Source organism: Chryseobacterium culicis (genome assembly GCF_002979755.1).
GTDB classification, from domain to species: domain Bacteria; phylum Bacteroidota; class Bacteroidia; order Flavobacteriales; family Weeksellaceae; genus Chryseobacterium; species Chryseobacterium culicis_A.
Genome location: NZ_PCPP01000004.1, coordinates 256551 through 271376 on the forward strand (window position 1 = coordinate 256551; position 14826 = coordinate 271376).

A 14826-nucleotide genomic window follows, 5' to 3' on the forward strand; every position below is an offset into this window, starting at 1 on the left:
GTTATGGATTTGATATTATTAAGGTGGATGGGATATCAGAAAGCCAGAGACTTTTTGTGTCTATCAGATTTTTCCAGCTTTTGCTGCTGATCAGCATCAGATCCTGAGAGTTTAAAAATTCTTTCTCAATCTTTTTCTCATTGTACAGGGTAATATGATTAGGAGCTACCTGTTCGATACTTCTGATCAGTTCTTTCACCTCGATATTGTTTCGGATCTGTCCCGCGGCATCCAGAATAATAATCTGAGAATTATTGTTATTGATAAGCCTTTTAGCATATTCAAGAAGATAAAAATCACTCAGATTAAAGATGGGAACAAATACTTTGTCTGCTGCTTTAAAATCTTTTTCTACCAAAATTCCCACAGGAATATTGGTTTTATCCAGGATCTGAAGGGTGAAATCGTCAAAAGGCGAATTGTTGAATATATTTCCTTTCCCTTTTACGGTATTCAGAAGCTTTTCCGGATTAATAATCTTGGTGGTAAAACCTAATAATCGTCCCAGTAAACTACCTTCATACATTGATTTTCCAAGCATGATCAGAAGGAGGTCATAATGTCCTTTATTGGTAATGCTCGTAAGATCACTTTCTATATCAGTAGAGGCTTTGAAGAGCGTGGTTACTTCCAGATTCAGATCATGAGAGGTTTCAATCACATTCTGGAATTGAGAATCCTCATACTCGTTGATGTCATAGGCATGCATTTCATCTACCGGAGCAATATTCATCGCGGTGATGGTTTTATTGCCATTCATTTTATGGGTAAAGTTGTGAGCCAGTTTTAAGAGAGTGCTTCCAGATTCCGGTTTATCGAAAGAGAGGAGAACACGGTACTTGGAATCATTTTCAGGAACCTTTTCATCCTGATTCTTTTTAGATTTAAAAATAAAATTAATAAAGTCAAGAGCTGGCCCCGTCATAAAAGTAGTGAATAACGCCATGATCACAAGCATTGCAAAAATCTCCGGACTTAAAACCCCAAGGTCGTATCCGATGTTCAGTACAATAAGTTCCATAAGCCCTCTTGTATTCATCAGAGCTCCGATCGTTAAGCTTTCTTTCCAGTTAATGCCCACAAACCTCGCTGTCAGGGCACTTCCTGCAAATTTTCCGAGTACGGCTGTCAGAATAATAAATCCTGCTGTCATCCAAAGATGGCTGTCATTTAAAAGTCCGATCTGGGTACGAAGTCCTGTAAATACGAAGAACAATGGAAGGAGAAGAACCAAAGCCACATCCTCTACTTTATCAATAAAGAGTGTACGGAACTTTGTATTTTCAGGCATAATCGCTCCTGCCATAAAAGCTCCGAATAAAGCGTGAATACCAATTACTTCAGTAGCATATGCAGATAAGATCAAGGTCAGGAAGAAAATGGCTACCATCGGTTTGCTGATCGTATTTTTTCCTGCCTGAAGATCTCCGATTCTTTTCAGGAATGGTCTGACAATTTTAATCATTAAAAATACATAGGCAATGGCCATGATGATCACATAGATGGAGCTTGCGAAAGAACCTGCTTTTACAATAGCAATTACTGCGGCAAGAATACACCATGCGGTAATATCATCTGCAGCGGCACAGGTAATAACAATGGTTCCCAGTTTGGTTTTCTGAAGATTTCTCTCCTGTACAATTCTTGCCAATACAGGGAAAGCCGTAATACTCATAGAAATCGCTATGAATAAAGCGAAGGAGGTAAACTGAATACCTTCCGGGGCAAATTCCTGATACACAAAATAAGAAAGGCCTATTCCCAGTGCAAAAGGAATAATAATACTGGCATGGCTGATCACCACGGCATCATGAGCTTTTTTTCTTAATACGCTCAGATCTAGTTCCATTCCTACGATATACATAAAAAGGATAAGCCCAATCTGACTTAGAAATTGCAGGTTGCCTAATGATTCTTTAGGAAAAAGAAAGGCTGAAAACTCGGGAAAGTACATTCCCACAAGTGATGGTCCCAGCACAATCCCTGCAATCATTTCTCCGATTACGGTTGGCTGTTTTATTTTCATACAAATCCATCCGAAAAGTCTTGCCGTCATAATAATGGTCACAATTTGAGCCAGTAATAAAGCAAGAGGATGATGAAGATTGGTTTTGAATGATTCCAGGAAATTTTCCCAGGTAGAGCCGCTGCTGGTATTGGCAACGATATTTTCTTTTACTTCCAGCGTCTGTCCTTCAATGATGAAATAATACATCAGAGTAGAAAAGACTGCGATGGTGGTAATGTAGAAAATTAAATTTTTATATTTCCCCAAATTCATGATTCCCATATTTTATGCAAAGTTGATAAGAATATCGTTATGTTAAATACTCCTTTTTTTAAAATGTAATGAATGTTCTAAAAAATGTAATAAAATCTATTGGTAAGGATCGTTGATTTCAATTCCTGTTTGCCGTTATGTTGTATTGCCAGGTTTTGGGATTATAAAATCAATTAATTCCGTGCAAAATTAAAAGGATTACCTACTGAAAAAGTGGAGTTGTAATGAAGGGAGTATATTCTGTAATGAAACCGGAAAGATTTGAAAAAGACCTATTTTCCGAAGAGTTCCATCAATGAGTTTTTATAAGCATCTCCAATCTGGAGTTTCAGAAAAGTATGATCTTCCGTAGGAATGGTGGTAATAATTTCGTTGGTTGAAAATACTTTAATAGAAGACAGTGCAATGATCTCTTTTTTGTTGACCTGAGCGAAGTCTTTTGCAGGAAGCATTTCCAGGAGGTTTTTAAAATTCAGGTTTTTTAATACGATCGTAGTGCCGTCGCTGAGGATAATATCTTTATCTCTGCTGTCTATCTCAGAGGTTTTGATATAAGAAATCTGCTCTGTGAATATAACCGTTTTCCCGATATTGGTATTCCATTCGATGAAAGTTTTTTTAGGTGCATTTTCCACCAGTTCTTTAGCTTTTTCGAAGGCCTGAATCAGTCTCTCTTTTTTGATCGGTTTTCTTACATAATCCACCACATTCAGGTCGAAAGCTTCGGCTGCATATTCTTTATAAGCGGTTGTAAAGATGATCTTTTTTGAACCTGAAATAATCTCAGCTACCTGAAGTCCTGTCATTCCAGGCATCTCGATATCCAGAATACACAAATTGCAGTCGAGGCTGTCGATTTCGTTCAGGAAAATTTTAGGATCATTGAATGCTTTTACCACTTCTACATTGTCGATTTGCTCGCATAGAAGTTTTAAATAGCTGATCGCCAGTAATTCATCATCCAGAATAACGCATTTTATCATAGAATTCTCCTAAATTGATTTTTAATTCTGCAGTAAAGATTCCGTTTTTTGAACTTTTTTCCAGCTGGTAATAAGTGCTGTAGATCATTTTAAGTCTCTGATCAAAAGACTGGCTTCCGAATCCGCTTTTTTCTTTTTCAAGAATATTTTTTAGTGAGGCTTTGTTGCTGACTTTCATGGTGAACATACCATTCTCAAGCTCCATATAGATGGAAATAAAAGAATCCTGAGCCAGGAAATCCGTATGTTTGAAAGCATTTTCAATAAGATCTACAGAGATCAGCGGAGCAAATACCTTTTCTTCATACAGAGCATCCGATTTATTAATTCTTGATTTGATTCTGAAATCAAAAAGGGGATTGATCTTGATTTTGTTGATCTCAATAAGGCTTAACGCAAAGTTCAGCTCTTCTTTCGGGCTGACGTACTTATTGTTGCTTTCATATAAAATATAATCCAGTACATTCGCCAGCTTATCCAGTGACATATAGGTCTGATAGGCATGAGACTGTACGGAATTGAGAATGTTTTTAAACAAATGCGGGTTCAGCTTTGTTCCGATGTGTTCCAAACGTACTTCATTCAGACGCTGTTCAATAAGTTTGTTGGTTTCCGATAGTTTGGTATTTCTCTGTTTCAGTTTCTGATTCTGGCTGAAGAGATAAATACTGGTGGTAAGAAAAAGGAAAATGGCAAAAACTCCGAAGAATATCAGATAATCATGAATCATGTAGTAATTGCCTTCCATAGCTTGTAGTTGCTGAAAACTATTTAAGTTTCTTAAGACCGTTTACCGTTACGGTTTCTTCACATTTTTCAAAAGTGATCTCGTAAGACGGATTTTTTTCAGGATAGATGATCAGATAATTCGGACATGGTTTTTTTTGTGCATGGCTGCGGTCAAAATCTACTTTTCCGTTGGTAATGATGCTGTCTTTTATAAATTTCTCATCAATCTTGTAGGCAGTCATTGCATTTTTAGCTTCTTCAGAATATTTGAATTCCTTGGAAAGACTTTCAGCAATCACACGGCTGTTGGGTAAATAACCGCTGCAGCTTGCGCCTTTTTTGTTTAAAATAAAAAATACGAGTAAAAGCCCCGGAACGAAGCCTATTGCATAAAATTTCAGTTTTTTCATTAGAAAATTAAAAGATTGATATCGTGGTACGTAAGTCCGAAACGGTCGCAGATGATTTTCTTGGTATGTCTTCCTTTGTACATATATAAGCTCTGCTTCATTTCGTTTTTGCGGATCAGCATATTTTCAAAGCCGCCCTCTTCGTCATAATTTAAAATATAGGAAAGGAAGAAATTCGAGATCGCTTTAGTCGTGGTTCTCGGCATTCTTGAAGTAAGGTTGGGAAGTCCGCAGTGGATAACACCGTGTTTGATAATGTAAGGATCTTCCATGGTAGTAAGTTCTGAAGTCTCAATAACTTTACCATTGTCTATGGTGATGTCAATAATGACACTGCCTTTTTTCATTTTCATGACCATATCTTCGGTAACGATAGGAGTCATATTTAATCTTGGTAACGCTCCAATCACTACATCAGCACGTCTTAAGCTTTTGCTGAGTTCTTTAGGATCTATAATGGAAGTAGGAACACGGCTGTCAACAATCGTATGAAGTCTTCTCAGTTTTGATAAAGAGTTGTCAAAAACCTTTACGCTGGCTCCTAAACCAATGGCTGCTTTTGTAGCAAATTCACCTACAATACCAGCTCCCAGGATTACGACTTCAGCAGGCCTTACTCCTGTAATTCCTCCAAGCATTAACCCGTTTGATAAGGCCAATAATTCCGAAGCATATAAAATAGAAACAGTTCCTGCAATTTCGCCTACTAATCTTACCAAAGCCAGCTGCTTATATTCATCAACGATAAATTCAAAAGCGATGGCATTTATTTTTTTCTCTGCAAGTTTTAAGAAATAATCCTTGTCTCGGAGATTGATCTGAAGTGCAGAAACAAGATATGTATTCGGTTTCATGTACTCAATTTCATCTTCTGTAGGAGGATTCACCTTCAGGATAAGATCCTGTCCGAAGGCTTCTTTAGGATCATTGGTGATCTTCGCCCCAGATTCGGAATACTGTAAATCTGTAAAAAATGAACCTTGTCCGGCCCCTGCTTCTATAATGATTTCATGGCCGTGCTCTACCAACACCTGTACGGCGTCCGGGGTGATGCAGGTTCTCCTTTCGTTGAGACAGGTCTCTTTAGGAATACCAATACTGAACTGTTTTCCTTTTTTTATAACATCCAATTTTTCCTCTTTCGGCATTAATTCTTCTTCTGTGAAAGGAGTAAAAATATTTGTACTCATCCTTAAATTAAATTATGTCTTACAGATTGTTTTTTACACTCAATTAATGAACAAAGATACATAATATTTAATCGAATGAAATTTCTCTTTTTTCACCTGTATTCACAATACTCATTGCGTGGTAGTTAAGGCCGTAAAGCTCCTCTTCATAGACTTCCGGCCATTCGATGATGCATAAAAAAGAATTGTCCAGGTATTCTTCAATTCCGATATCATACACTTCTTCAATGTTTTTCAAGCGGTAAAGATCAAAATGGTATACTTTTCCTTTTTCGGTATTGTATTCATTCACAATAGAGTAAGTGGGAGAGTTTACTTCATCTTTGCTGCCCATGTTTTTAAGCAGAAATTGTGTGAAAGTGGTTTTGCCTGCTCCCAGATTTCCTTTTAATAAAAGAATATTATGTTTTAATTGAGGAATGATGCTGTCAACAACTTCCTGCCAGTCTTCGATTGTATTTATAGTGAACTGCATATGCTAATTTGTTTTGCAAAAATAATGATTTATGAGTTTTTAATGAGAATTTAGAAGCTGGAAATTAGAAATTGCAAGCTGGAAGCCAGAAGCTGGAGGCTGGAAGTTAAAACAAAAACTTTTACATTCCCACTCTCAAACCAAACAGCATGACTTCCAAAACACGCAAACTCTCAAGCCCTCCGACTCTCTTACTAGAACTCTTCCAATTTCACCATAAAATACTTAATTTTACAGCATGATTTCCAAACAGACCATTGATAAGATATTCTCCACAATCCGCGTTGAAGAGATTGTGGGTGAATATGTGCAGTTGAAAAGAGCAGGGTCTAACTTTAAAGGACTCAGTCCGTTTCATGAAGAAAAGTCTCCAAGTTTTGTTGTGTCACCAAGCAAGCAGATCTGGAAAGATTTCTCAACAGGAAAAGGAGGAACTGCCATCTCTTTCCTTATGGAAATTGAGAACTTTACCTATCCTGAAGCACTTCGCCACGCTGCCAAGAAATACGGAATTGAAATTGAGGAAGATCAGCGTGAAATTTCTGAAGAAGCAAAAAATGCACAGACCGAAAAAGATCTGTTGTATAAGATTCATGAAGTTGCCAATACCTATTTTCAGGAGATTCTTTGGGATGATCATGAAGGGAGAAGTATAGGTCTTTCTTATTTTAAAGAAAGAGAGCTTAAGGACGATATTATCAAAAAATTCCAGCTGGGATATTCTCCGGAGAAAAAGAATGCTTTCACAGCATATGCACTGGAAAAAGGATATACGAAAGAAATTCTTGAAAGGTCAGGACTTTCTATTTTTCCTGAAAATACCCCTGCAGGGGTAGACCGTTTCAGGGAAAGGGTTATTTTCCCGATACATAGTTTTTCAGGAAGGGTTTTAGGTTTTGGAGCAAGGATTCTTAAGAATAATGTTAAAACGGCAAAATACCTCAACTCGCCGGAAACGGAGATCTATCATAAATCTAATGTTCTTTACGGATTAAACCAGAGTAAACAGGCCATTTCAAGAAAGAATGGCTGTCTTTTGGTGGAAGGATATATGGATGTGATTTCACTTCACATGTCCGGAATTGAAAATGTGGTGGCAAGTTCAGGAACGTCTTTGACTACTGAGCAGATCAAACTGATTAAGAGGCTTACCGAAAACGTAACCATTCTTTTTGATGGTGATAATGCTGGTATCAAAGCCAGTTTCCGAAGTATTGATATGCTTTTGACTGAAGGAATGAATATCCGTGTTTTACTTTTCCCTGATGGAGATGACCCGGATTCTTTTGCCAGAAAACATCCGCAGGAATATGTTGAAAAATATATTGAAAATGAAGCGATGGATTTCATCGACTTTAAAGCGGAAATTCTTTTAAAGGATATCGGAAATGATCCTATAAAAAAGGCTGAAGCCATCAGAGATATTGTAAAATCTGTTTCTTTTGTACAGAATGCCCTGAAAAGAGAGGTTTACCTTAAAGAGGTTTCCAACAAATTCGGACTTTCGGAGCAGAGTCTTTTCAATGAACTGGATGTTCAGAAGCAGATTACGCAGAATCAGACGCATCATGTACAGCAACAGCAGAAGGAGAAAACAGCAGCTCCAAAGATGGAGGTTGTTCCTTTAGATCAGGAAAAAGAAGATCCTTTTCTGTATGATGTATTGTTCATGGAGAATAAACTTGTTGAACACATGCTGGCATTTGGAGATATTATTCTGAAACGTAGAAATGAACAAGGTGAAGAATATCAGGTTACAGTAATTGAGGAAATCCTTCATCATTTTGAAGAAGAGCAGTATGTATTTTTAGTCAAAGGCAATGAAATCATCATCACTCAGGTGAGAGAAGGAATTCAAAAAGATGAGCTGAGAAGTGGAAACTTTTTTGTATCTTTTATGGATGAAGAGATTACCACGAAGGTTGTAGATGCTTTAATTCCGTTGGATGAGCTCGAAAACTGGGCTTCCAGAAATATTTATCCTCCTAATTACGGGGATAAGGTGGCAGATCAGATCAAAGGAGATATTCTATTGCATAAATACAGATATATTGATTATTTAATCAAAGAAACTGCTAAGGAGCTTGATCAGTACAGCAGTACAAATGAAGTAAAGTATTATGAGCTGATTAAAAAAATTACATTACTGAAACAGGCTTCCATTCGGTTGAGTAATATCATTGAGTATTCCCCTATCAAAGGAATTTATGTAGATCGAAATAGATAACCTGAAGTCAGATTTTTTTGTATTCTGTGACAAAAAGTCCTATAAAATTTTAGGAATAAATATTGTAATTTAAACTTCGAGAATAGTTAAAAATAATACATAATAGAAATATGGACATTAAAAAAGAATTCAGAGATTTCTCTGTAAAACATTTAGGAAACAACGGTTTGGTTACCGATCAGTATATGGGAATGTATGGCCCAACGAATCTTACTCCGTACATCATGGAAGAAAGAAGATTAAATGTTGCTCAAATGGACGTTTTCTCCCGTTTGATGATGGACAGAATTATCTTCCTTGGAACAGGGATTGATGATCAGGTAGCAAACATCGTTACAGCACAGCTTTTATTCTTAGAAAGTGCAGATCCTTCAAAAGATATTCAAATCTACATCAACTCTCCTGGCGGTAGCGTATATGCAGGTTTAGGTATTTATGACACCATGCAGATCATTAAACCGGATGTAGCAACAATTTGTACAGGGATGGCCGCTTCAATGGGAGCTGTATTATTGGTTGCCGGAGAAAAAGGAAAACGTTCTGCGCTTAAGCACTCAAGAGTAATGATTCACCAGCCTTCAGGAGGTGCTCAGGGAGTTGCTTCTGATATGGAGATCAACTTAAGAGAGATGTTGAAATTGAAACAGGAACTTTATGAAATCATTGGCCATCACTCAGGACAAACGTATGAGTGGGTTGAAAAATCTTCTGACAGAGATTACTGGATGACTTCTGAAGAAGCTAAAGGCTACGGAATGGTAGATGAGGTTCTACAAAGAGCTGTAGAGAAAAAATAATTGATTTTAATATCATAAGAAACCGTACCAAATAGGTGCGGTTTTTTTGTTGAATCATGAATTTTAAACTGTATTATCAGATGCTTAGATTCCTAAGAAATAAAACCATTGAAATGATCGTTTTACGGTACAGTTTGTCATTCAGAGGAGTTCATTCACCCTCATTTAAGAAGAAAAATTCTCGGGGTGGTTTTATTATACCCAAACAAAAAAGCGCCTCATGGCGCTTTTTCTATTTCTTAATAATTTTATGGAGTGTAGAACTATCATTTGTTTTAATCTCAACAAAATAAACTCCTGTCTGCAAGGCTTGAATATTAATCTTTGCCACCTGGGAAGTCTTTACTTTCTGTCCTGTAGCAGAATAAATATTCACTTCTTGCAGTTTCTCATCAGTTTCAACCTGAATAAAATCACTTGCCGGATTGGGATAAATACCGAATTTTTTCTTTGTAACTGATGAAGTACCTAATGTCAGTTGTGCTTCAGTTGGAGTAAATGGTCTTCTTTGTCCGAAGCTTAATCCCAACCAATCGTTATTGTTCAGCTGAACCTGAGAAAGACTTGCTTTCATTTGCCAGCTTGATAAATCTTTTCCTTTATACAATTTCCAGCTGTCTGATCCGGAAGTATTCCCGGTAAATGAATTTAATGATAAGTTAGAAATCTGATTGTTCGCTGATGTAAAATTAAAATAGGAAATCTGAGTCTGAACCAGCTGTAGAGCCTGCTCTGCAGTTATACTTCCATTATATTTAATTCCAAAAACAAAAGAATTGGCATTTCCATTGGCATTGTCTGTCCCAAAATCAATGACTATGAGGCTTTTATTATTTCCGGTTCCCACCCAATGAGTAACCTGAGAGGGAGTAAACCATGACGAACTATAAGCCGGAACGGGGGGAGAAGGAGGGATGTCATAATGATCAAGACCATATGAAACTCCATACCATTTTCCGTCCACTAAAGGAGTATAGCCTACACCATTGTTCCATGTCATGCCGGATGCGCTGGATCCGGACCATGTTATCCAGCTGTCGTCAATGGTGGATGTATGATGGTTATAATTCAGAATAGAAAGATATCCTGTGGGAATATCAACGTTCATTTGGGGTTCTGCTGCCACAATTGCATTGATAAGATCTTCCATCAATAAATCATTGCCATCAAAACGGTATCCCCATGCATAAGAATTAGGAGTACTGCTGTCATTAAAATCTGCAATGAAATAGGCCTTTTTAGAACCGGTTCCTACCCAAAATTTAATGTCGTTTTCTGTAAATTGGGCCGACAAGAGCTGCATACAAAGCAGTAAGAAAAAAAGATAAATCTTCCTCATGATATCATTAATTTAAAGTTTTATTCCCGAAACTTATCTTCAGGGGAGAAGTAATTCTTTCTCTGAAGTCAGTATTCTAAGGCAGGTCTCCTGGCTCACATCTTACAGCTTCCTTCCCGGATTTCCCTCCAGTGGATTATTATGCTATAAGTTTAAACAGTTTACAGTTGCGGGTACAGCTCAAGATTTGAATATTTTTCTCACCTGATTCCCTATTAATGAACATTGTTCAGCCTTAAAACGCTGCAAATATATCATATAAATTGATGAGTCTGTTTTGTGAATTATTTTTTTTTAAATATTCTTAATAAGTTGATTTTTAAATTATTAATTATTTGATTGTATTGTTATTGTATTGTTTTTAAATCCTGAATTTTTCTGTTTATATTCAATTCATTTTGTAGATTCTAATGTTAAAATACAATTATCATTATATTCAAGATGAGTTTACAATCAGTTTATACATTCGCAGCCATAAAATAGCATATGAAAAAATTACTATGGTCTGTTGGAGTACTGGCAGTATTGGCCTCATGTAAAAGTGATGATGACACAACAATCATTAATCAGGATATTAATTATTCCAAACTCCCTCAGGAATTTCCATTTACAAAACTGGCTACGATTAACGGAGTGGATGTTATCAACGGCGGATTTGGTTCCGGAGCAGCAGCTCACCCTACAAGAAAAGGTGAATTTTATGTCATTACAGACAGAGGGCCAAATACCGACTTCCAGAATGGGAAAAAGTTCTTAGCTCCTAACTTTACGCCAACGATTATGCATTTTAAAATTAATGCTGACGGGAATGTAGAGGTTATCAAATATATTAAGCTTAAAAATCCCTCAGGACAGCCAATTACAGGTCTTCCAAATCCTGTAGGAATGGGAAGTACAGGAGAAATCGCTTACGATGCTTCCGGAAATGTCTTAGGTACTGATCAGTACGGCCTTGACAGCGAAAGTATTGTTGCAGCTTCTGACGGCACATTCTGGGTTTCTGACGAATATGGCCCACACATCGTACATTATAGTGCTGACGGGATGGAGATGGAAAGAATAAGCCCGATTGGTGTAAATACAGGACCCAGAAAACTGCCTGCCGTTTTAGCCAAAAGAAGAGCCAACAGAGGGATGGAAGGACTATGCATTACTCCGGACGGAAGAACGCTTGTAGGAACCATACAGTCGATGATGTTGGTACCAAGCAAGGCATTGGCAACCAATACTACTTTAACGAGAATTGTCACATTTGATATTATTACAGGGCAGACCAAACAGTTTTTATATAAACAGGATGGAGGTGCTTCGGATTCGGTTTGCGATATTACGGCGTTAAGTAACAACGAATTTTTAGTGATCGAAAGAGACGGAAATTTTGGATCCCAGGGAGGAATTAAAAAAGTATACAGAATCAATCTGAGCAATGCAACGGATGTAAACGGACCAGATATTACTGCTGTGGACGGTATGAAAGTGAATGGAAAAGCTTTGGAACAATGCTCATGGGATGAAATTACCAATGCCGGAATAAAAGCTGTGACCAAAACATTGGCTGTTGATCTTGTTGCAAAACTGGGGTATGAGCATGATAAGTTTGAGGGGATCGTTTATTTGGGAAATAATAAACTGGCTGTTTTCAATGATGATGATTTTGGAGTAGTGGATAATGGAAGCGGAAATCCGAAAGCGAAAATTTTACCCAAAACAGGTAAAGTAGATAAAGGAACGATGTATGTTGTCGATATTCAATAATTAGATTTTTTAAACAGAAAACGGCGGAATCGAAGATACTGGTGCGCCTGAAATCAAATGAAAACCCTTAAAATGAGTTTCGTGTAATGATGGCTCTTTTCAGGGGTTTTCTGTTTAGTTACATTTCGTATTTACGTATTAAAACTTACTTTTTCATTGTTGAATTATTTTTCATTGTTTTAATAATATGTTTCAGTCTTAGCATAATGTAATAAAAATAAGCGATATGCATTTAGAACCCTCATTTTGGCGTGATTTAAAGGGTAAACCTAATCTTAATAGGGTTAAGCAAAAGTTTCAAAAGTTACTTGTAGATAATGATATGTTGCAAACAAAAGAGTATTTTAAAGACCTTTTAGATAGAAAATATGAACAGCTATTTTATGTGTGGTTGATGATGATATTCAAGATATAGAACAATGTATATATTGAAAAACTAATTGTTTGGATCACTGTAAAATTAAAATGATTGGCTTTACCATTCTGATATTACGGTAGAGCCAATCATTTGATTTTTTATTAGGAGCTACTAATAATTTAATCTGAATTTATTGCTTTGTCAAATGTATTACTTGATTAGTAGGCATAGTAGTTTGAAAATTGCTACAGTCCTGTGTTACAATATCATAATCTGGGCGAAAATTAATTGTCATTTTATTGGGGGCTTCAGGCTTAATGCCTATATAAACAAATCCAATATCAATGCAGCCTAATTTTCCTCCAGAGAAAGTCATTAAGTACAATTTTAAATCTTTTTGAAAATTATAACCCAAACTTGCATCATTATCAGATTTATTAAAATTATTGAATAAAACAGTTCCGTTAGAATTAGTTATTTTAAATCTTCCTATTAACATATCCCATTTGGTGTTTGAAAATTCTGTTGGTACATTTTCTTTTTTTATAATGTTAATTTCATAATTTTTTCCTTCATGAGTACCTTTCCAAGTTCCCACATATTTATTTAAATGCCCGTTAATATCTTTTACGGATGTATAGGGTGGACATGTTTCAAGATTATTTTGACATTGTGCTATCGTTTCTAATGATACTGTTTGTGCATTTAGATTAGCAGTAAATATTGTTAGTATAATAAAAAAAATATTTTTCATATGATTTAATTTTAGTTTGGACAATCACTTGTCGTTGTTGTTACTTTATTTCCGTTAAGCTTAATTTCTTCCGTTCCTCCGTCTGAATTTAGTCTGTATAAATTCGTAGCCTTAATGTTCATTTTCTCGCTTAAAAAATTTAAAAAAGCTGCTGCTTGATTGTTTGATTTTAACATTACGTTTTTATATCCTTCTTTAAATCCTTCAATTTGCTGTTGAGTAAAAGTTTTAATTTGATACTGGTTTCCTGTAAATCTTATTTCATAACTTCCATTGCTAGTAACCATTACTGCATAAACATCCATTAATGGCCTACCTGCTGTCTGCGCATTAGAAAGCATATCCATAAAATACCCCACATCAGCAGGAGAAAACATTTTTATGCCTTTTCTTGTTTCTTCAACACCTTCATTGTTTGTAAATGTAACATCATCAACATGAGTATGCATATAGCCCATTATATCTTTATTTTGTGTTAAATTTGAGTTAGGTAAACTTAAAGAATTAGAACTGCTGTTAGTGGATGCGTTTTCTTGATATGAATAGCTTCCATCTGCTTTTTGGGTATACCCTGTTTCTTTTTGTTGTCCTGTCTTTCCTTTTAAATCATTAATTTTCTGATTAAATTCGGGTTTGTTTTTTTGTTCTTTAATCCTTTCACAAGGATTCTTAGGGTCCTGAGGGTTTTGTGTTTGGCTTCCACCACCTGAACCTCCATAGGTCTCAGATCCGCCACTCATTCCACCACCATTGCTTCCGTAATCTACATAAGGTTGATAATAATGATTAACAGGTCCAGTAATATCTCCATAAACATTAATTATAACTGGTAGTATATCTTCTGTTTGCTCAGGCTCTCTACCTCTTGATGCTATTGAAGGTGAATTGTAAACGTTTTGAAAATTTGAAATTATACTCTGTACTTCGGGTGAATTATTTTTCAATACTATAAAGTTGACCCAATCTCTTTTGGGATTGACCAATCCTACCAATACTGCATTAACTGAGCCGTCTTTTATGATAGGGTAGGCAATTCCTTTTGTTGTTTCTCCGTAAGTAATACTTCTAAGATTAAAATAGATTTCTCCTACTTCATTCTGGAATTTCTGAGTGAAAACAGGATTACTGTTGAGGAATGTCTGAATAATTTCCTTAAAAGGTTCGTGATAACTGATGTATTCAGAGTTCTTTTGTCTGTTTTTTGGAGAATCTAAACTGTTCTCAAACCTGCTGAATGCTTCGATTTTTTCTCTTTCAGTTCTTTTTTCTTCTTGGGTAGTTTCATCGGTTCTACACGAATTGAAAAAAAATAGCGACACTGTTACTAATAGCAGTAACCGCAAAATAAATTTTTTGTTCATCGATTTGTATAATTTTTAGGATGGCTAATATATAAATATTTTTCATTTGATAACATGTGGTTTTCCCTATGTTTTGAAATATCTTTCCGCAAATTTATATATGTGGAGCGACAAAACGTGCCGTATTATTTTTAGGATTAGCTTTTCTTTGTTAAAATATTTTTTAA

12 protein-coding genes and 1 riboswitch are annotated in these 14826 nt (G+C 36.0%); of the genes, 3 read left to right on the forward strand and 9 right to left on the reverse strand.

Annotated features, from left to right (window positions below; all coding sequences use genetic code 11):
• Position 1: 1 nt before the first annotated feature.
• From CQ022_RS19475 to tsaE, 6 genes are all read right to left on the reverse strand, one after another.
• Positions 2 to 2281 carry a cation:proton antiporter gene (locus CQ022_RS19475; RefSeq protein WP_228421811.1) on the reverse strand — a complete coding sequence of 760 codons (2280 nt, stop codon included), beginning with the start codon at positions 2279 to 2281 and terminating at the stop codon, positions 2 to 4.
• 272 nt (positions 2282 to 2553) lie between these two features.
• Positions 2554 to 3264: a LytR/AlgR family response regulator transcription factor gene (locus CQ022_RS19480; protein ID WP_105683953.1), complete on the reverse strand. Its 711-nt coding sequence runs from the start codon at positions 3262 to 3264 to the stop codon at positions 2554 to 2556.
• Positions 3239 to 4012 (reverse strand): histidine kinase, encoded by a 774-nt coding sequence (locus CQ022_RS19485; RefSeq protein ID WP_105683954.1) that lies wholly within the window; start codon positions 4010 to 4012, stop codon positions 3239 to 3241. The genes CQ022_RS19480 and CQ022_RS19485 overlap by 26 nt, the downstream gene beginning before the upstream one ends.
• Before the next feature lie 19 nt (positions 4013 to 4031).
• A complete protein-coding gene (locus tag CQ022_RS19490; RefSeq protein ID WP_105683955.1) occupies positions 4032 to 4403 on the reverse strand; it encodes a DUF4258 domain-containing protein in 372 nt (123 codons plus the stop codon).
• Positions 4403 to 5593 carry an alanine dehydrogenase gene (locus tag CQ022_RS19495; RefSeq protein WP_105683956.1) on the reverse strand — a complete coding sequence of 397 codons (1191 nt, stop codon included), beginning with the start codon at positions 5591 to 5593 and terminating at the stop codon, positions 4403 to 4405. Before CQ022_RS19495 ends, CQ022_RS19490 begins: the two co-directional genes overlap by 1 nt.
• A gap of 67 nt (positions 5594 to 5660) precedes the next feature.
• A complete protein-coding gene (gene tsaE / locus CQ022_RS19500) occupies positions 5661 to 6068 on the reverse strand; it encodes a tRNA (adenosine(37)-N6)-threonylcarbamoyltransferase complex ATPase subunit type 1 TsaE (protein ID WP_105683957.1) in 408 nt (135 codons plus the stop codon).
• Positions 6069 to 6306: 238 nt separating this feature from the next.
• Between tsaE and dnaG the strand changes: the two genes are divergently transcribed.
• Positions 6307 to 8295 carry a DNA primase gene (gene dnaG, locus CQ022_RS19505; RefSeq protein ID WP_105683958.1) on the forward strand — a complete coding sequence of 663 codons (1989 nt, stop codon included), beginning with the start codon at positions 6307 to 6309 and terminating at the stop codon, positions 8293 to 8295.
• Positions 8296 to 8405: 110 nt separating this feature from the next.
• Positions 8406 to 9092 carry an ATP-dependent Clp endopeptidase proteolytic subunit ClpP gene (gene clpP / locus CQ022_RS19510; protein ID WP_105683959.1) on the forward strand — a complete coding sequence of 229 codons (687 nt, stop codon included), beginning with the start codon at positions 8406 to 8408 and terminating at the stop codon, positions 9090 to 9092.
• 232 nt (positions 9093 to 9324) lie between these two features.
• On the opposite strand, the gene CQ022_RS19515 is transcribed toward clpP, so the two are convergent.
• Positions 9325 to 10395: a T9SS type A sorting domain-containing protein gene (locus CQ022_RS19515; protein WP_165791692.1), complete on the reverse strand. Its 1071-nt coding sequence runs from the start codon at positions 10393 to 10395 to the stop codon at positions 9325 to 9327.
• A gap of 98 nt (positions 10396 to 10493) precedes the next feature.
• Positions 10494 to 10684: riboswitch (cobalamin riboswitch) on the reverse strand.
• A 233-nt stretch (positions 10685 to 10917) separates the two neighbouring features.
• Between CQ022_RS19515 and CQ022_RS19520 the strand changes: the two genes are divergently transcribed.
• On the forward strand, positions 10918 to 12186 hold the full coding sequence (locus CQ022_RS19520) for an esterase-like activity of phytase family protein (protein ID WP_105683961.1): 1269 nt from the start codon (positions 10918 to 10920) through the stop codon (positions 12184 to 12186).
• Positions 12187 to 12734: 548 nt separating this feature from the next.
• Here the strand turns inward: CQ022_RS19520 and CQ022_RS19530 are convergent.
• Positions 12735 to 13298 (reverse strand): DUF6705 family protein, encoded by a 564-nt coding sequence (locus CQ022_RS19530; protein ID WP_105683963.1) that lies wholly within the window; start codon positions 13296 to 13298, stop codon positions 12735 to 12737.
• A gap of 11 nt (positions 13299 to 13309) precedes the next feature.
• The gene (locus CQ022_RS19535; RefSeq protein ID WP_105683964.1) at positions 13310 to 14617 is read right to left on the reverse strand and encodes a hypothetical protein; all 1308 of its coding nucleotides are present in this window, start codon (positions 14615 to 14617) and stop codon (positions 13310 to 13312) included.
• Positions 14618 to 14826 lie beyond the last annotated feature (209 nt).